15 protein-coding genes are annotated in these 17,958 nt (G+C 41.5%); 2 read left to right on the top strand and 13 right to left on the bottom strand.

Features of this window, described 5'->3' with window-relative positions; all coding sequences use genetic code 11:
* Nucleotides 1-306: 306 nt before the first annotated feature.
* The 4 genes from AC075L_RS11350 to AC075L_RS11335 form a co-directional block, all read right to left on the bottom strand.
* A complete protein-coding gene (locus AC075L_RS11350; RefSeq protein WP_243104524.1) occupies nucleotides 307-2,319 on the bottom strand; it encodes a hypothetical protein in 2,013 nt (670 codons plus the stop codon).
* Between the two features lie 125 nt (nucleotides 2,320-2,444).
* On the bottom strand, nucleotides 2,445-3,140 hold the full coding sequence (locus tag AC075L_RS11345; RefSeq protein WP_020993441.1) for an N-acetylmuramoyl-L-alanine amidase: 696 nt from the start codon (nucleotides 3,138-3,140) through the stop codon (nucleotides 2,445-2,447).
* Nucleotides 3,141-3,304: 164 nt separating this feature from the next.
* Nucleotides 3,305-4,954 (bottom strand): glycosyl hydrolase family 18 protein, encoded by a 1,650-nt coding sequence (locus AC075L_RS11340; protein WP_118593319.1) that lies wholly within the window; start codon nucleotides 4,952-4,954, stop codon nucleotides 3,305-3,307.
* Between the two features lie 312 nt (nucleotides 4,955-5,266).
* Entirely contained in the window at nucleotides 5,267-5,467 is a 201-nt protein-coding gene (locus tag AC075L_RS11335; protein WP_008707925.1) for a hypothetical protein, read from the bottom strand.
* Nucleotides 5,468-6,175: 708 nt separating this feature from the next.
* Here AC075L_RS11335 and AC075L_RS11330 point away from each other — a divergent pair.
* Complete coding sequence (locus AC075L_RS11330; RefSeq protein ID WP_020993442.1) at nucleotides 6,176-6,922, top strand: adaptor protein MecA; 747 nt, start codon at nucleotides 6,176-6,178, stop codon at nucleotides 6,920-6,922.
* A gap of 181 nt (nucleotides 6,923-7,103) precedes the next feature.
* Here the strand turns inward: AC075L_RS11330 and AC075L_RS11325 are convergent, their stop codons facing one another.
* From AC075L_RS11325 to AC075L_RS11305, 5 genes are all read right to left on the bottom strand, one after another.
* A complete protein-coding gene (locus AC075L_RS11325) occupies nucleotides 7,104-7,304 on the bottom strand; it encodes a DUF1858 domain-containing protein (RefSeq protein WP_008707923.1) in 201 nt (66 codons plus the stop codon).
* A gap of 100 nt (nucleotides 7,305-7,404) precedes the next feature.
* The gene (locus AC075L_RS11320; protein WP_008707922.1) at nucleotides 7,405-8,385 is read right to left on the bottom strand and encodes an ABC transporter permease; all 981 of its coding nucleotides are present in this window, start codon (nucleotides 8,383-8,385) and stop codon (nucleotides 7,405-7,407) included.
* Nucleotides 8,386-8,397: 12 nt separating this feature from the next.
* Nucleotides 8,398-9,477, bottom strand: a complete 1,080-nt coding sequence (locus AC075L_RS11315) for an ABC transporter permease (RefSeq protein WP_022380540.1) — start codon at nucleotides 9,475-9,477, stop codon at nucleotides 8,398-8,400.
* Nucleotides 9,474-11,009 carry an ABC transporter ATP-binding protein gene (locus tag AC075L_RS11310; RefSeq protein ID WP_008707920.1) on the bottom strand — a complete coding sequence of 512 codons (1,536 nt, stop codon included), beginning with the start codon at nucleotides 11,007-11,009 and terminating at the stop codon, nucleotides 9,474-9,476. The genes AC075L_RS11315 and AC075L_RS11310 overlap by 4 nt, the downstream gene beginning before the upstream one ends.
* A gap of 254 nt (nucleotides 11,010-11,263) precedes the next feature.
* Nucleotides 11,264-12,394, bottom strand: coding sequence for a BMP family ABC transporter substrate-binding protein (locus AC075L_RS11305; protein ID WP_370792857.1), 1,131 nt, complete (start codon nucleotides 12,392-12,394; stop codon nucleotides 11,264-11,266).
* 468 nt (nucleotides 12,395-12,862) lie between these two features.
* Between AC075L_RS11305 and AC075L_RS11300 the strand changes: the two genes are divergently transcribed.
* Nucleotides 12,863-13,036 (top strand): DUF362 domain-containing protein, encoded by a 174-nt coding sequence (locus tag AC075L_RS11300; protein WP_008707918.1) that lies wholly within the window; start codon nucleotides 12,863-12,865, stop codon nucleotides 13,034-13,036.
* A gap of 69 nt (nucleotides 13,037-13,105) precedes the next feature.
* On the opposite strand, the gene AC075L_RS11295 is transcribed toward AC075L_RS11300, so the two are convergent.
* The 4 genes from AC075L_RS11295 to AC075L_RS11280 all read right to left on the bottom strand — a co-directional run bounded on the left by AC075L_RS11295 (nucleotide 13,106) and on the right by AC075L_RS11280 (nucleotide 17,826).
* Nucleotides 13,106-13,576, bottom strand: a complete 471-nt coding sequence (locus AC075L_RS11295; RefSeq protein WP_008707916.1) for a MerR family transcriptional regulator — start codon at nucleotides 13,574-13,576, stop codon at nucleotides 13,106-13,108.
* A 406-nt stretch (nucleotides 13,577-13,982) separates the two neighbouring features.
* Nucleotides 13,983-15,311 carry a replicative DNA helicase gene (dnaB, locus tag AC075L_RS11290; RefSeq protein WP_008707914.1) on the bottom strand — a complete coding sequence of 443 codons (1,329 nt, stop codon included), beginning with the start codon at nucleotides 15,309-15,311 and terminating at the stop codon, nucleotides 13,983-13,985.
* Nucleotides 15,312-15,331: 20 nt separating this feature from the next.
* A complete protein-coding gene (gene rplI, locus AC075L_RS11285) occupies nucleotides 15,332-15,778 on the bottom strand; it encodes a 50S ribosomal protein L9 (protein WP_008707912.1) in 447 nt (148 codons plus the stop codon).
* Complete coding sequence (locus AC075L_RS11280; RefSeq protein WP_022380541.1) at nucleotides 15,775-17,826, bottom strand: DHH family phosphoesterase; 2,052 nt, start codon at nucleotides 17,824-17,826, stop codon at nucleotides 15,775-15,777. The genes rplI and AC075L_RS11280 overlap by 4 nt, the downstream gene beginning before the upstream one ends.
* Between the last annotated feature and the right edge of the window lie 132 nt (nucleotides 17,827-17,958).

The following is a 17,958-nucleotide window of genomic DNA, read 5'->3' as shown; positions in this document are numbered from 1 at the left end:
TCCTCAAATCCGGCAAACAGTCTCCCTGTCACAGGCATGGCAACCATTCCCATCAGAAATGCCAACAGCCACCAGGTCCAGAATGTCCATACATCTCCCTTTAACAGAAATGCAGACAGCCCTGCAAGAGCTGCTGCAAGAAGCACTCTCGGTGCCCATTTCTTCATCCGTACGTCCTCCTTAATCATTTATAAAATTATTGTGGTTACTATAATCTTACACATTCTCTCTTATCTCTGTAAATCTGTGATCACCCGGCTCATAATCATAAATCCGGAGTAATCCCCGTAATAATGCATTTGAGGATTATTCTGTTGTTTTATAGATCCGTATCCGTCCATCCTGAGTCTCATAAACCTTTTCATATGCCGCAGCAATTGTCTCCTCACGACATTCCTGCTGTTCAAATTCCGAACCTTCTTCAAACAGGATATATGTTATTTTTTCCTGTTGTACTGTTTTTTTCAATGTTTCACTGTCAGATGTGGTGTATATCGTTACAGCCTGTGCAGCCCTGTAATTCGTATCATAGCCTGCAGACCATGCGTAATATGGCCATCCACAGTAAAGCATAGCTCCGGACATCGTCACTTCATTCATGCTGTACTCAGGAGTAAGTAAAAGATCGTTTTTCTCCAGATTCTCCTCCAGCCATTGGGTCAGCTCGCTGTTCATATTTACAGTCACACATCTGCCCGGACCATTTCCCTTTATGATCACCACAAAGTCATAAATCCCGGTCACACTCAGAGATATCACCAATACTATTGCCAGTATCTTTCCCATAGTTTTCTGTATCCCGGATTGCCCATTTCTCCCTTTCCAAAGACTGCATACTGCCCATGCCCAGAAAATCGTCAGAAACGCATATGATATCATGATATATTTATGGTTTACATTAATATCCGGTGTCATCAGAAGCACAAAAGCAAAAATCACCGGAAACAGGAAACTCACAAGGATTGCTCTCTCCCGTCTTCTCATAAACCATACCATTAGTACCAGCCCAAGGAAAAAAACTCCGCTCATCCAGAACAGATATTTCACAACTCCCGGGACAGTCTTATCCTCTGCCAGAAATCCCAGATAAATCTGAGGACTCATAGCACTTCCAACAATAAAAATCTTTGACTGAAGCCAGGAAAAGAAGATGGATACCCCCGCCATGACAGCGTAATCCACTTTTCCATCCGAGAAAATCGCAAAGCCGCACAAAATCAGCAGACCGCCGATCACTGCTGCCCCATTCCAGAACGCACACAGACCCAGAAACATTCCCATAAGCAGTGCCTGATCCAGATTTCTGCTTTTCCATCCTTCCTTCGAAAAGATTCTGTTTTTTATCCAGAGTATTCCCTTCTCTTCATGTGCCGTCCCGGCTTCCAGCCAGTCCATAAACAGATATAGTGCCAAAGTCACCATCAGAAGTCCAAATGCCAGATGCCTCTGATTAAGATAAACATTAAAGTTCCACAATCCCCAGTTCTCATTGACAGTATATCCGATAAAGGAAGTATTTTCTTCCAGGGTTTCCACAAGATTCCCTGCCTGGATATGCTCCCATACAAATCTGAAAAAAGCCATTCCGCTTCTGAAAAAGAACAGAAACAATGCCAGTACACCGCAGCACATTTTGCCTGTGATCCTAAGTGCAAGCTGATATAACAGCATAAGAAATCCCACAAGCGACAAGGTACTTACGATATTATAGGCAAAGTCTATACGCATTCCAAGATATTCCAGATTTCCTGCGAGAAACTGAAACATAAAATGATACTTTACATCTGCACCTCCATAATGAGGATACTGTGTGGGAAAATTATTTCCTGCAGAAAAAGAACGCATCATCGCCGTATGTGGTGCATAATCTCCATACACAGTCAGGCCGGAATACAGGATTCCGTCTTTTATATAGAATACATAAAACATCATATATGTAATAAATACAGTCAGCAGACCAAAGAGTAATATTTCCTTTTTTAATCTGCGCTTATCCTGTGTTTTATCAATATTCCATATCCTGTAACTTCCCTGTTTTCTGTATTTCTGTACGCTGAGCAGTATCATAATAACTGCTGCACCTGTCATCCCGATAATATTTCCATACAAAAGTGGATTTTCAACTTTTCCCACAACACTGAAAAACCAGGAAATAATATATACCATCCAGGTCAGTAAAAGTGTTCCGACTCCAAAAGAAGCCGGAAGTATGAGCCAGATACGATTAATACCTGACACACTCCTTCCCTCTCCTGTCAGCATTTTCGATACTTCACAGCCCAGCATTCCTGCCAGAAGCAGATAAATAATTCCAAGCATAATTTCTCCCTGTACATTTCCCCGCCATGCAGATACTTCTATCCTCCCGGGGGATTTTATCAAACAAGTATCAGTATAGCAAAAATCCCTACTTATTAAAAGCAAGTTCACATAAATTAAACATTTTAAATTTTTTGTTGCTTCAGATATTGTTCAATCCCTTTCACTATAGCTTCCACTATTTTATTCTGATATTCTTCTTTGCAGAGAAGTCCGGCCTCTTCCGGATTTGTAAGAAAACCACACTCTACAATATTCAAAACACTTTCACTTCTTTTTAACAGATAATAGGTTTTATTACCTTTTGCCACACGAGGGCGTTTTACTTTCAGTCCCAGATTCAGTTCTTCCTGGATAAACTCTGCCAGATTCTTTCCCCGGACAGAATCTTCATAATAAAACACCTGGGGACCGCATACAGACGAATCCTGATAGCTGTTCTGATGAACACTTATGCACAGCACAGGTCTGTATTTCTTTATCATAGCAATCCTGCACTGCATATCCTGTGCTTTCTGATTTCTGCTGTCCTCCTCATAAAGGCCCTTATCTTCTTCCCTTGTCATGATTACAGAAAATCCTTGTTTTTCCAGAGAATCCTTTAATTTTACGGCAATCTGAAGATTTATCCCCTTTTCTTCCAGTCCGTTCACTCCGATCATTCCCGGATCCGCTCCACCATGTCCTGCATCTACCAGAATGATTTTTGAATTTTCTGTTGAACTCATAGTCTCTGAAACTTCAGCTGCCTGTTTTGACAGAATGAGAAAACTGACAAGAAGCAGACACCCTAACATTAATTCCAGTCCATATTTTTTCAAACTAAAAACACCTCCTGAGACATCTTTTACAGTCTACGGGAAAATTCACTGTTCCTGTAGACTGGCTATAGCAATTCCATAAAATAATGCAATCAGTATTTCATAAAATTCTATATTAATATATGTTTCAGAAGATGTTTTTATAGCCTGCTGATGCAGAACTTTTAATTATTCAGATTGTCCGAGATTACCTGCCAGATTCCGTTGTTTTCAAATCCAAGCTTCCATGCAGAAACTCCTGCAAGGTCATATTTGGATACCAGCTTCACTTTCTCTGCAACTGACTGAGCATCCTCAAGCCAGATCTGATAGGTAGAATTATCTATATCATATTTTCCATAATTCTGGGAGGTTGTCTTATCCCAGTAGGTTTCCACATTATTATCTGCAATTGTCTGCTGCGCCTGATCCATACCGATTGCTTCACTGGTTACATTTCCCCCTGTGGTCCTCCACAGTCTGGTATAAAACGGAATGGCATTGATCACACGTTCAGCCGGAACCTCATCCAGTGTATCCTGGATTCCCTGTTCCACCCATGGAAGAGATGCCACAGAACCGGCTTCAGATCCTACATAATGCTCGTCATATCCCATGATGATCACATAATCTACAACCCTTCCCTGCTCAGCCCGGTCATAATGGCTTGTAAAATCCTCAGGAACCGGGTTATCCACTGAAAGAACCAGATTATTCTTATGACACTCTATGGAAAGTTCTCTCAGAAATTCCAGAAAATGAGTTCCCACATCCTCGCTGAGAGATTCAAAATCCACATTAATGCCATCCATTCCCACATCTTGGGCTGCCTGGATCAGCTGACTGATAATATTCTGTCTCGCCGCAGTGCTGGAAAGTGTTTCCGTTGTACTTACTTCCTGTGTAAAGTTGTCGATCAGTCCCCATACCTGGAGCCCCTTTTCATGAGCCTGTGATACATAATCTGCACTCGCAATGCTTGCAATGTTTCCTGAAGTATCTGTCAGATAGAACCAGGTAGGCGAGATCACATTCACACCTGTCATATTTGCTGTCGCATCCGCAAAATAAGCATTGGCATCTGTGGATGTCACCTGATGCCATACCATATTGACCTTGCTGTCCATAGTAAGATAGGAGTACTCTTCTTTCTTAAAGCTTCGTTCAAATTTTGTCTTCTCTGCTTCTCCCACTTTCTTCTTATCTATATAACCAATATATCCATCATCCGTAGCTACCTGATCCCAGTCCTCCAATTCTTCGATAAGACGAAGCTTTGTGCCTTTCTTTACAGAAGTAAGAATAGCCGATTTGATTCCACCGCGGTAACGTATGCTTGTATTCTTCTTAACTGTGACTGTTTTTACATTTTTGAATTTATACTGTATGGCAATCCTGTATGGATCTTTTGTGATGTATGCATCAAGATCTGTAAATTCCTGCACATAAGTAAGATTCAGATACACTTTGTCATCTTTCACCCATACCTTATCTCCTGCCTCAGATGATGCACTCGCAGAAGTCAGCTCCGAAGGTGTTGCATAAAGTATCTGCTGATTGGCAGAATCCCAGTAATATCTCTGGTTCAGATAAGTATTCACCACATCCAGTGGTAAATAGACTCTGTCTCCGTCCACCAGACCACGTTCTTCCAGTTTCTCAGTTCCAATGACCAGAGCAATCTCCCCATCTGCCATTTCTCCATAATATTCATTCAGATCCATTTTCTCAGAAGATGGTATGTACTTCATTACTACATGAGTGACAATTCCAAGAATCGCAACAAGAATGACCAAAACGGCAACTGCGATAACTGGTTTATACTTTTTATTCATAGTATTTTTCCTTTCAGTAAATATTGTGTTACCGGAAACAAAGCAGACAGTAACACGATCGCTATTGATACATCAGCTCACAGAAAGGTATTTCATATAGTTATTTTGAGTATGATGTACCAGTATTATCAACTGTATCGGTAACTTGATGATACTGGCTTAAGTATACCATAAAATATTACAATTGTATTGCAAAATCGTATTTTTCACAAATTTTTAAGATATGCGTAATTATATTCTTATGCTGCCCGAAGGCATTATGAACATCGGGGGGGACTGATTCAGAATCTGTTCGGGCAGCTTTCTCTTTTGTTATTTTTCTTTGACGAAATCAAAATCCACACGAGCGATCCGTCCTTTTTCATCTTCAACGTAATCACGCATGTATCCACCACCTTCTGCAATCTGACAGGCTTTTGCAATTGTTTTCGGATTACTGAGTATACCATTCAGATACAGAGAAATTCCCTGTTCACGATAACTCTTCAATTCTTTTTCCAGTGGTTTACGCATGCTCTTTTTGGTTGCCCGTGATATATTTTCCGTAAGCTTACCTCCCTTCTTTCATAAGATTTTTTAGAAAGCACCTTATCGGCTGTTGAAAAAACAATATCCCTGCACCTGTTTTATCGTTACTGTGAACGGAGTGAACAGTAACGTTTCAACTTCTTATCATCTTCTTATCATCATGGAAATTTTACCTGTACATTGCCACAGCAGGAACGCTGCATGAAAAACGGCAATGAAGTTTAGAAATAAAAGATCACTTTGGTTAATGTTTCAGATCTTCGCTTATGTGAACCGCAGGTTTACTGCTTCTTCTGTTTTCATTATATCCATCTGGTAAATAGATGCAAGTGTTTTTCTTCATTTATGTATTTTTTTCTGTTTTGTTTCTAAAAATTTAATATTTTGGTTGATTACTTATCTTTACATTTTGCAGTTCTGTGTTATATAATATAGTGTATAAAATTTTATAAATTCACAGTCAGACAATAGAATTTTTGAAGTTACTTACAGCAATTTTCCAAAGACAGCGCATCTATGGCAATCCTTTAAAATTGCTGTTCAAAAAAACAATAGTAACTTTTAATTTATCCGTAATTGTCCGCAGCTTTCAAAAGTTAAATTTTCATTATCAGAAACACTTTTAATGGATTTTCACAGGCAATTATGAAGCTGCCAGATAATTCAATGTTATTCAGAATAGGATGTGACAACATGAAGATAGAAAAGATCAACGACAACCAGATACGCTGCACACTGACAAGAGAAGACCTGGAGAACCATCAGATCCGTATCAGTGAACTGGCTTACGGCACTGAGAAAGCCAAGAAACTTTTCCGCGATATGATGCAGCAGGCACAGATACAGTTTGGTTTTGAGGCAGATAATATTCCATTAATGATCGAGGCCATCCCGGTGAGTACCGAGAGCATCATCCTGATCATTACCAAAGTAGAGGATCCTGAAGAACTGGATACCCGTTTCTCCAAATTTGCTCCATTCAGAGGGAATGATAAGACAGATACTCTTCAGCTTGACGGTGCAGACAATATTATTGATATCTTCCAGAAGCTTTACGAAGCAAAGATGAAGAGTACTCAGACAAAAGATGGCAAATCTGCTCAGAATACCGGAGCAAAGGAAAATGACGATACTCAGGTTCCTGATGTAAATCTTATCCGTCTCTATGAGTTCGACACACTGGACGATGTGATTGCGGCCGCCCATGGACTGAACGGCTATTTTACCGGTACAAACACCCTGTACAAAGATCCGGCCGATGAGCTTTACAAACTGGTACTTCACCAGTCATCACTTTCTCCGGAGGATTTTAACAGGGTATGTAATATTCTTACGGAATATGGACAGGGAAAGGCTTTCTCTCTTTCAGGAGAAGCTTATCTGACAGAACATGGAGAACTGATTTCCGATTCTGCCCTTCAGCAGCTGATTCAACTGTAATAATTTTCATAATTAAAAGAGCATTCAGTTTTCATCTGAAAGCTCTTTTCTTATACCATAGTAAATTACAGATTTCTCAAAAAAGGATGTCCTGAACTTATTCAGAACATCCTTTTTACATGTCAGACTATGACAATTCAACAATTGTCATAGTCCGTCATATGATTACCTTTCAGAAAGATTATTCTCCAAGAAAATCATTGATCTGGTTAACCAGTACATCAACATCCAGTCCATGAACCATAGCTGCTTCTTCGAGAGATTCCATCTGGGAAGATGGGCATCCAAGGCAATGCATTCCTGCTCTCATAAGAATCGGTGCGATATTTGCATCAATCTGAAGAAGCTGACCGATCAGCATGTCTTTTGATACTTTAGCCATTGTATATTTCCTCCTTAATTTTTCTTCATACTACTCAGCTTTTATAGCTTCTGATATTATAATACTATTTTACTCTGGAATCAACTGCAAACTTTTAATTTTATCGTTCCTCCCTAAAATACGGAAGTCCCAGCGCAGCAGGCGGCTGGTGTTCCTTTTTCTTTCGGAAGCTTGTGAATACCAGTACGATAATCGTTACCACATAAGGCAGTGCTTTAAATACTTCCTGCATGCTTCGTCCAAGTCCCGGGATATAAAGATACAGAATATAAAGAGCTCCGAACAGGAATGCTCCCCAGATTGCATTCAGTGGTTTCCATAATGCAAAGATTACCAGTGCAACAGCAAGCCAGCCACGATCTCCAAAACCATTGTCTGTCCAGGTTCCTCCTGAATATTCCATTACGAAATAGAGTCCGCCCAGACCTGCCAGACCTGCACCGATACAGGTTGACAGATATTTATATTTGATAACATTGATACCTGCTGCATCTGCAGTTCCCGGATTTTCACCGATTGCCCTGAGATTCAATCCCGCTCTTGTCTTGAACAGAAAAAACGATAACAGGACTGCTATAATAATACAGAGATATGTAAGGAAACCATAATTAAATAAAATACCTCCGATAACCGGAATCTTAGACAATCCCGGGATTTTTGCCGTATAGGCACTTCCTGTTACTTTTACGGAAATCTGTCCTACACCGCCTGCAAGCTTGGAAATAGAACCGCCAAAGAAGTTACCAAAACCTGTACCAAAAATGGTAAGTGCAAGACCTGTTACATTCTGATTTACACGAAGTGTGATAGTCAGGATACTGTAGATCAGACCACCGATTGCAGCACATGCAAACGCACACAAAAACGATATCAGTACACCCACAAGTGCATTGGGATCAGGATTATCCTTCTCATAGAGGAAAGCTCCCATAAGACCTGAAATGCCGCCCATATACATAATTCCCGGAATACCAAGATTCAGATTACCGGATTTCTCTGTCATAATCTCACCAAGCGCCCCATACAGAATACAGATGCCCTGGACAATTGCTTTTTGAATAAAAACTATCAGTACACTCATTGCCGCTACCTCCTATTTCTTTGCACGCTTTACTCTGTAGTTGATAAAGAATTCTGCACCGATCAGGAAAAACAGAATGATTCCCAGAAGAACATTGGAAGCATTCTCATTCAGTCCATACTGTGTTGCGATCTGTACGGCACCCTGGTTCATAAATACGATGCCAAAGGAAACTGCAACCATAATAAATGTATTAAACTTGGAAAGCCATGCGACAATGATCGCAGTAAATCCACGACCGCCTGCTGTTGCAGTGGAAATCGTATGGCTGGCTCCGCTGACAATAACAAAACCTGCGATACCACAGATTGCACCGGAGATTGCCATTGTACGGATAATAACCTTTTTCACCTGGATACCGGCATATCTGGCAGTATTCTCGCTCTCACCTACTACTGCGATCTCATAGCCCTGCTTACAGTATTTCAGATAAATAAACATTCCCACTGTCAGAATCAGGACAATGACTACATTCCAGCCATATTTCTGTCCGAACAATTCCGGAAGCCATCCGCCTTTTGTAGCCTGATTGATGATACCGACTGTATTGGAACCTTTCGGATTTTCCCAGAATACAATACAATAAGTTACTACCTGCATGGCAACATAATTCAACATCAGAGTAAACAGTGTCTCATTTGTATTCCAGTTTGCTTTAAATACAGCCGGGATCATTCCCCAGATCATTCCGCCAAGTGCACTTGCCACAAACATTACGATCAGGAGTAACCCTGCAGGCATTTTATCTCCTGCATAGATCATGGCGGCAGCAGAGCAGGCACCACCGATCAGGATCTGACCTTCTGCACCGATGTTCCAGAATTTCATTTTAAATGCAGGTGCCAGACCAATGGAAATACACAGCAGTACCATTGTATCTCGTATGGTCTGCCACAGACGGCGATCCGAACCCATTGCTCCATCCCAGATTGCCTTATAGACATCCACCGGATTCATCTTTACCAGGGCAACGATCACCGCTCCGCACACGATCAGTGCAAGGATCAATGCAATGAAACGGATCAGAAGACGTTCCTGCCATCTGGCTTTGTTTCTTCTTTTACTTACCTGTAAGAAAGGTTCTTTCTTCATGCCTGTGTCCCTCCTTTTTCATGCTTCGTCATAAGAATCCCGATTCCTTCTTTCGTTGCAGTTCTTCCATCCTCAATTCCGCTGATTTTACCTCCGCAGAACACTGCAATCCTGTCACACAGTTCAAGAACTACATCAAGATCCTCAATAACACAGACTACTGCAACCCCTTTTTTCTTCTGTTCATTCAGAAGGCGGTAGATCACATGGGAAGTATTGACATCCACCCCTCGAGTCGGGAAAGCTACCAGAAGCACTTTCGGATTCTGGGCAATTTCTCTTCCTACCAGAACCTTCTGCACATTTCCTCCTGACATCTGACGGACAGGTGCAGAAATACTTGGAGTCATGACTTCAAGCTGTTCTTTGATTTTTAATGCCAATGCCTTTGGACCTTTTCGATCCAGGAATGGACTTTTGCCATTGCGATAGCTTCTGAGCATCATATTATCAGTCATATCCATATCGCCCACAAGCCCCATACCAATACGGTCTTCCGGAACAAAAGCAAGGCTGATTCCTGCTTTATTAATGGAGATAGAATCCATTCCTGCAAGCTCAGTTCCTTTTCCATTGTCATCAAGCAGGGTGATCGAACCGCTCTCTATTGCCTGGAGTCCTGCAATTGCCTCCAGAAATTCTTTCTGGCCGCTTCCGGAAATTCCGGCAATACCCAGAATCTCTCCTGCATTTACTGTCAGATCAACATCATCCAGAGTTTTTACCTCTTCTTTGTTTTTACAGTTCAGACCTTTGACTACTAATCGTTTCCTTACATTCTCCGGTTCAGGACGGTCGATATTGAGATCTACTCTGCCGCCTACCATCATCTCTGACAGACTCTGTGCATTTGCCTGAGCTGTTTCCACTGTATCAATATACTTTCCTTTTCTGAGGATTGCCACACGGTCTGATAACGCCAGAACTTCCTGGAGTTTGTGCGTGATGATCATAATGGAACATCCATCTTTTCTCATATTTCTCAAAATATCGAATAACCGGTCAGACTCCTGTGGTGTCAGAACTGCGGTCGGCTCATCCAGGATCAGAATCCTTGCACCGCGGTAGAGCATCTTTATGATCTCAACTGTCTGCTTCTGGGAAACGGACATTTCGTAGATCTTCTGTGACAGATCCAATTCAAAGCCATATTTATCTGCCAGCTTCTGAATATCCTCTGTGATTCTCTTCATGTCCAGCTTTCCCTTTCCCGGAAGTCCCAGAACAATATTCTCTGCTGCTGTCAGTACATCTACCAGTTTAAAATGCTGATGTACCATACCGATTCCCAGTTCATAGGAATCTTTCGGTGAACGGATTGTTACTTCTTTTCCATTTACAAAAATATGTCCTTCATCCGGATAATAAATTCCATAGATCATATTCATCAGAGTTGTCTTTCCGCTTCCGTTTTCCCCCAGAATTGCAAGAATCTCCGATTTTCTCAGTGTGAGATCTACATGATCATTCGCCTGGACCGAACCAAAACTCTTGGAAATATCTCTAAGTTCAAGTGCATAGTTTTCTCCCACTATCGTTTCCTCCTTTTATCTAATGATATCCAATCTACAGTAAAAGTCCTGTCTCTTTGACTGCCGATATCATTTAATCCTACTTCTGAATTATGGAATTGCTCTCCTGTATACTCCATAATACAGCAAAAGAAACCTTCTGTCAGAAGACTTCAAGACTTCTTTTGCACGTACGATATGAAAACAGCAGAGCTGCCGCCCGGGCAGCCCTGCTGTCGTAAATTGCTCCGCGCTTTGCAGCTCCAGCAATTTTCTTATTCTGTAATAGATGTAATTCCATCAATCGCAATATCAAATGCAGGTGCGGAACCATATTCAGATTCATGGAAGTATCCGTCAGAAATGTACTCTGTATCACCCTTCTTATAAGTATCAAGTTCCTTGCCGTCTACTGTAAATGCAGATGTATCAAATACATGAAGGGAACCATCAATGAGCGCATCTTCCACTTCTTTGACCTTTTCTTCTGTACCCTCTGCTACAGTTTTGTCATTGAGAGCTGTGATCTTATCTGCACCTTCCGCAAATCCTTTACACCAGTCAGTATCAATTGCTGTGCCGTCAAGCATACACTGTACTGCGTATGTATAATATACACCCCAGTCCATAGATGCAGAAGTAAGTGCTGTGTTCGGAGCAACAGATGTCATATCAATATTATAACCTACACACGGAACTCCTGCTGCTTCGCATGCTGTAGGAGCACCTGTTGTATCTGCATGCTGGCTGATCAGTACACAGCCGTCAGAGATCAGAGCATCTGCGCACTCTTTCTCAAGGTCAAAGCTTGCCCAGCTGTTTGTATATTTTACTTCCATTGTTACAGACGGGCATACGCTCTTCGCGCCAAGATAGAAAGCTGTATAACCGGAGATAACCTCTGCGTATGGGAATGCACCTACATAACCCATCTTGCATGCGTCTTCTTTTACTGTGCCGTCCTCGATCATTTCATTCAGTTTCAGACCTGCAACTACACCTGACACGTAACGTGCTTCATAAATATTTGTAAAATAGTTATGCATATTGGAAAGTCCGCTGGATGCAGCCTGTGTTCCTGTTGCATGACAGAACTGAACCTCCGGATATTCCCCTGCTGCTTCCAGTATATAAGTCTCATGTCCAAAGCTGTTTGCAAAGATGATCTGACATCCCTGATCTGCAAGGTCTGCTGCCGCATCATAGCATCCTTCATCTTCACCGATGAGAGTTTTCTCAATAATCTGAGAATCGTCAAGACCAAGCTTCTCTTCCATCTCATCAATTCCTTTCATATGAGCAGCCGTGTAACCTTCATTCTCATCACCGATATAGATCACTCCTACTTTCAGGTCCTCTTTTGCAATCCCTTTACCTTCATCTTCTGCAAATACCGGTGCACTCATGGAAACCGCCATTACTGCTGCAAGTCCAATTGCCAATGCTTTCTTCATTCTTCATTCCTCCATTCTTTCTATTTGTTTTCTGATTCCTGCTACGGAACAAAAGAGGCACAACTTTCTGTGTTATGCCTCCTTGCAAGTATCTTTACTATAACCGTTTATGTCTGAATTGTCAATAAATTCAGCAAAAACGCACTTTCTTTTTGATACTCTTATTTTTTTTGTATATTAACAGACTATTTTCCATCATACAAATGCCTGTATTTTGGCAGGATAATTTCTCTGCTCGGACAGACATTCACATGCCCGTCAGCTATTTGTAATCTGCAGGTAAAGTAAGCAAATGCTAACTTAATATTATTTTATAATGTATCTGATTTTATACTTGTAATTCAGACAAAGATATATTAAAATGTATGCAGAACCCCGAAAGGGGCCTAAAACGTTATTACGATAAGGAGGATTCTAATTATGGCATATGTAATTTCAGACGAATGTGTAAGCTGTGGAACATGCGAAAGCGAATGTCCTGCAGAAGCTATCTCTCAGGGAGATGAGCATTATGTAATCGACGCTGATGCATGCTTAGACTGCGGAACATGTGCAGATGCATGTCCAACAGAGGCTATTCATCCAGCAGAATAATTCATGATTTCAAAACAGCTTCATCTCTGTTTACCGCAGAGACGAAGCTGTTTTCTTTATGGATAACTTTTACAAATGTTTTCTTCTGATCCTCCTGCTTCTTTTTTCCAGTGCTGCAGCAGCCTCTTTTCTCGCAAGCTGTCTGTTACGGATCGTTTCATCCAGATCCCGGCACTGGTCTTCTCCCTCTTTTTTCATATGTAGCTCCTGAGCGATCAGACGTTCCATGATTTTCTGAAATTCAAGTATTTTTTCCCTCTCAGGCTGTTCATCTTCAAGAAGCTTCACTTTGCTCGCAGTAGTCCCGGGTGCAGTCCTTGAAATTCTTGGAACCAGTTCTTTGATCGCTCTCAGGGCAAGTCCTCTTTTCTTTAGTTCCTTTATATTAGCCAGAAGCGTAATATCATTTCCTGTATAGTAACGATGTCCCTGCTCATTCCTGCATATCCTCAGTTCCAGTTCTTCCTCCCAGTACCGGAGGACCGATGCCCTCACGCCAAGGATTTCTGCGGTCTGAGTCACAGTATACCGCTGCTCCATGCTGCCCCTCCTCCTTTTGAGTCCATTTTTTCATCAGAAACCACTGATGCATATCAACAACTCAATCTATCACCTGATATCATTGAACCACTGCACTGTAAAAACAGCTGTCATAATCCTGATATCATGTATATTTATTATAAAACGCCATAGCGAGATTGCAAGAAGTTTCGATTGACAAACTTCCCTATAAAACTTTATTTTGACACAAAAAACAGGGAAACAGTACCGGATTCTCCCCCTGATACTGTTTCCCTGTGAAATTTTTCTATAGCAATCCTCGTAAATAATGCATTTAAGACAATTCAGCAGGATTTCACACTCTGATGGGCTGGATTAATATGCATTATTTTAGAGGATTGCTATAATATTATTCAAGTCAAAGATCAAACTCCTCTGAGATAGATTATTTCTTCATATTCACAAACTGTGTATATCTCGGCAGCCATACCAGTTCTACTGTTCCGATGGGACCGTTTCTCTGTTTGGCAATGATGATCTCTGCAATGTCCTTCTTCTCTGTATCCTTATGATAATAGTCATCTCTGTAGATAAACATTACCACATCAGCATCCTGCTCAATGGCTCCGGATTCTCGAAGATCCGAAAGCATTGGTCTGTGATCCGGACGCTGTTCCACCGCACGGCTGAGCTGAGACAATGCGATCACCGGCACATTCAGCTCTCTGGCAAGAGCTTTCAGAGAACGGGAAATATCTGAAATTTCCTGCTGTCTGGAATCACTTTTTCCACTTCCGCTCATCAGCTGCAGATAGTCGATCATGATAATCCCGAGATTATGTTCCAGCTTATATTTCCTGCATTTGGAGCGCATTTCCGCAATGGAAATACCCGGCGTGTCATCAATGATCAGATTAGATTTACCGATAATATCTGCTCCTTCTACCAGTTTTGTCCAGTCCTCGTCTTTCAGATTACCTGTTCTCATATTCTGGGAATCTACATGAGATTCCATTGCCAGAAGTCGGTTCACCAGCTGTTCCTTTGACATTTCCAGACTGAATATGGCAACTGTGACATCCTTTCGGAATGCCATATACTGTGCAATGTTCAGTACAAAGGCTGTTTTCCCCATGGAAGGACGGGCTGCGATCAGCACCAGATCAGAAGGATGCATACCGGATGTTTTATAATCCAGATCCATAAAGCCTGTGGGAATACCTGTTACAGAACCCTTAAGCTTAGACGCTTTCTCAATGTTATTAATGGCATTCAGAACTACCTGCTGGATTGGAACATATTCTTCATTGTTGCGTCTCTGGAGAATATTGAACAGTTTTTTTTCTGCTTCTTCCAGAATAATCTCTGTATTCTCCTTCTCCAGATAGCAGGTGTTGGCAATCTCTTCATTTGCCTTGATAAGTCTGCGAAGGACTGCTTTCTCACTGACGATCTTTGCGTAGTACTTCACATTTGCAGAAGTAGGAACCGCTGAGATCAGATCTCTTACATATTCCATACTGCTGATATCCGGCGGGAGTTCTTTCTCCTTTAAACGATTCTGAAGGGTCACCAGATCTACCGGTTTCCCTTCATTACACAATTCCACCATTGCATCAAAGATGATGCCATATTGTTTCTGATAAAAATCATCACTGGTAAGTATCTCAGATGCCACAAGGATTGCATCTCTGTCCAGGATCATTGAGCCGATTACAGACTGCTCTGCCTCTATACTGTGGGGGAGTATTCTTTTAATCAGCGCTTCTTCCATTCTTTATCCCTCCGGAAGACTTATGCTTCTTTTACCCATACTTTAAGAGTTCCTGTTACCTTAGGATGTAATCTGACAGGCACCTGGGTAACACCAAGTGTACGGATTGGCTCAGGAAGCTGCAGTTTCTTTTTATCAATGTCAAGATTCAACTGTTTCTTTGCTGCTTCAGAGATTTCTTTGGAAGAAACGGAACCAAAGGTTCTTCCGCCTTCTCCTGTTTTCAGTGTAAGGATGATTTCTTTTGTCTCGAGATCCTTTGCAAATGCCTGTGCTGCTTCATATACTTCTTTTGCGACCTTCTCTTCGTTTGCTTTCTGAAGTTTCAGATCATTTAAATTCTTAGGAGTTGCCTCCAGCCCCAGTTTCTTAGGAAGGATCATGTTTCTTGCATATCCGTCACTTACATTTACGATCTGTCCCTTTTTTCCAAGTGCTTTTACGTCTTCAAGTAAGATTACTTTCATTTTGTGTTTTCCTCCTGATATTCCTGATCTATGATGTCTTTAAGCATTCTCTCCACCTCATCCGGAGAAGCCTTGACCTGGGCACCGGCAATATTCATATGACCGCCTCCGCCCATCTTTTCCATCATTACCTGTACATTGACTTCGTCAATAGCCCTGGCACTGATATAAACTTCATTATTGTACTGAGTCAGTACAAACGATGCCTTAACCCCTGCAATATTCAGAAGCTCATTGGCTGCCTGTGCTCCTATAACTGTAGGACTGTCCAGATTTTCACTTGGACATCTGGCAATGGCATAGCATTCTCTGTAAATCTGTGCAGTTCTCACTGCTTCTGCACGTGCCTGATAAGATTTCAGATCATCCCTTAACAGTTTACGTACTCTGGTCACGTCTGCTCCACTCCTTCTTAAGAATGCAGCAGCCTCAAAGGTACGTACACCTGCTCTTGTAGTAAAATTGTTTGTATCGATCATAATTCCCGCATAGAGACAGTCAGCCTCCATATTGCGGATACGCAGGTCATCCGAGAAATACTGCAGGATCTCTGCTACCATCTCACAGGCTGAGGATGCATAAGGCTCCACATAGGAAAGCACCGCATTCTCTATCACTTCGCTTCCCCGCCTGTGATGATCCAGCACAACAATTGTCTTTGTCATGTGCAGAAGCTCCTCGCATTCCGTATAGCTTGGTCTGTTAGTATCAACTACAACCACCACTGTATTGTTATCTACCATATCTTTAGCCTGCTCGCTGTCCACAAACATAGATGGCTCGTAGTCTGGATTATTCACATATCCTGCGATCAACGGTCTGATAGATTTTGTCGGATCATTCACTACAATACTGACAGATTTTCCAAGTGTTTTACCTGCACGAAAAATACCGATTGCTGCTCCCAACGCATCCACATCTGTGATTTTATGTCCCATGACAACGACTCTGTCTTTCGTACTCATAAACTCTTTCAGTGCCTGCGCTTTTACCCTGGCTTTTACGCGGGTATTCTTCTCCATCTGCTGAGTCTTTCCGCCGTAATAGGTAATATTATTTCCATTCTTAATAACAACCTGATCACCGCCACGTCCAAGTGCCATCTCTATAGCAATACGTGAATACTCATAATTTTGAATATACGTGGAGGCATTCAGTCCCACACCAATACTCAAAGTGATCGCCATCTCATTTCCGATATTAACTGTTTTAACCTCGTCCAGAATATGAAATCTCTGTTCTTTCAGAGCCTCAAGCGAACTCTGGCGCATGATCAGGAAATATTTGTCCTTCTCAAGTTTCTTTACAAGACCATCGAAATTGGAAAAATATTTCGTAATCTTCCGGTCAATCAGAGCAATCAGAAGTGAACGTCTCACATCCTCTACACTCTCAAGTGCTTCCTCATAGTTATCCAGATAAGCCAACGCTACAACAAGCTTATTGTCTTCATTCTTTTTAATGTAAGACTTCAGTTCTGTATCGTCATACAGATACATGGCGATCAGGCTGGCATTCCTGTTTGAATTCTCCAGAAACTCACTTTTGGCAACCACTTCACCAAGAGACACCCTCTGCATGGAAATACGATAAGTCTTCTCTCCAAATCGAGTACTGATCTCAGCAGTCTCTTTCTTATCTGCGACCGGTAATTTGTCAGCTGTTACATCCGGAAAAACAGTGCTGACATTTTTCTTATAAAACTGATCTTTACCTGTAAGCTCCGCAAATACTTTGTTGGACCAGATCATTCTGCCATTCATATCCATAATGGCATAGGGCAATGCCAGTTCTTCAAGGATTCTCTTTTCAAGCGAATCATACTGATTGGCAAAGGCTATCAGTTCATTTACAATGAACGGTCTGTGGCATCGGAGTATTATTACTGCACATCCCACATAAATCAGGATTCCACCTGACACAATAATACCAGCCTTCACGCTGACAAAATATACCCAGATATTAAGTACGATCAGTAAAGCCGAGAGAATCAGAGGCCACCGCATGAATGCTTTCATATGCCCTTTTAATTTCAGTTTATCACTCATATCTTTCTTTCCGTTCTTCATCATTCTATTTGTTTCGCCTGTACACAGCAAATGTGCTGCATATAGGCAGGTTCTGTGAAAAACGCCCTTTGAATCATATTATAACAGATTTGAACAGAATTTACCATAGCA

It is taken from the genome of Blautia sp. ZXY-1-B12, from assembly GCF_056339915.1.
This window is presented reverse-complemented; position numbering and strand designations above follow the sequence as displayed.

Coding starts and splice junctions, on each gene's coding strand:
- AC075L_RS11350 (WP_243104524.1), bottom strand. CDS start 2,319: ATGCTTGGAATTATTTATCTGCTTCTGGCAGGAATGCTGGGCTGTGAA.
- AC075L_RS11315 (WP_022380540.1), bottom strand. CDS start 9,477: ATGAAGAAAGAACCTTTCTTACAGGTAAGTAAAAGAAGAAACAAAGCC.
- AC075L_RS11305 (WP_370792857.1), bottom strand. CDS start 12,394: ATGAGTGCACCGGTATTTGCAGAAGATGAAGGTAAAGGGATTGCAAAA.
- AC075L_RS11300 (WP_008707918.1), top strand. CDS start 12,863: ATGGCATATGTAATTTCAGACGAATGTGTAAGCTGTGGAACATGCGAA.
- AC075L_RS11295 (WP_008707916.1), bottom strand. CDS start 13,576: ATGGAGCAGCGGTATACTGTGACTCAGACCGCAGAAATCCTTGGCGTG.
- AC075L_RS11340 (WP_118593319.1), bottom strand. CDS start 4,954: ATGAATAAAAAGTATAAACCAGTTATCGCAGTTGCCGTTTTGGTCATT.
- AC075L_RS11330 (WP_020993442.1), top strand. CDS start 6,176: ATGAAGATAGAAAAGATCAACGACAACCAGATACGCTGCACACTGACA.
- rplI (WP_008707912.1), bottom strand. CDS start 15,778: ATGAAAGTAATCTTACTTGAAGACGTAAAAGCACTTGGAAAAAAGGGA.
- AC075L_RS11335 (WP_008707925.1), bottom strand. CDS start 5,467: ATGCGTAAACCACTGGAAAAAGAATTGAAGAGTTATCGTGAACAGGGA.
- AC075L_RS11325 (WP_008707923.1), bottom strand. CDS start 7,304: ATGGCTAAAGTATCAAAAGACATGCTGATCGGTCAGCTTCTTCAGATT.
- AC075L_RS11280 (WP_022380541.1), bottom strand. CDS start 17,826: ATGAGTGATAAACTGAAATTAAAAGGGCATATGAAAGCATTCATGCGG.
- AC075L_RS11320 (WP_008707922.1), bottom strand. CDS start 8,385: ATGAGTGTACTGATAGTTTTTATTCAAAAAGCAATTGTCCAGGGCATC.
- dnaB (WP_008707914.1), bottom strand. CDS start 15,311: ATGGAAGAAGCGCTGATTAAAAGAATACTCCCCCACAGTATAGAGGCA.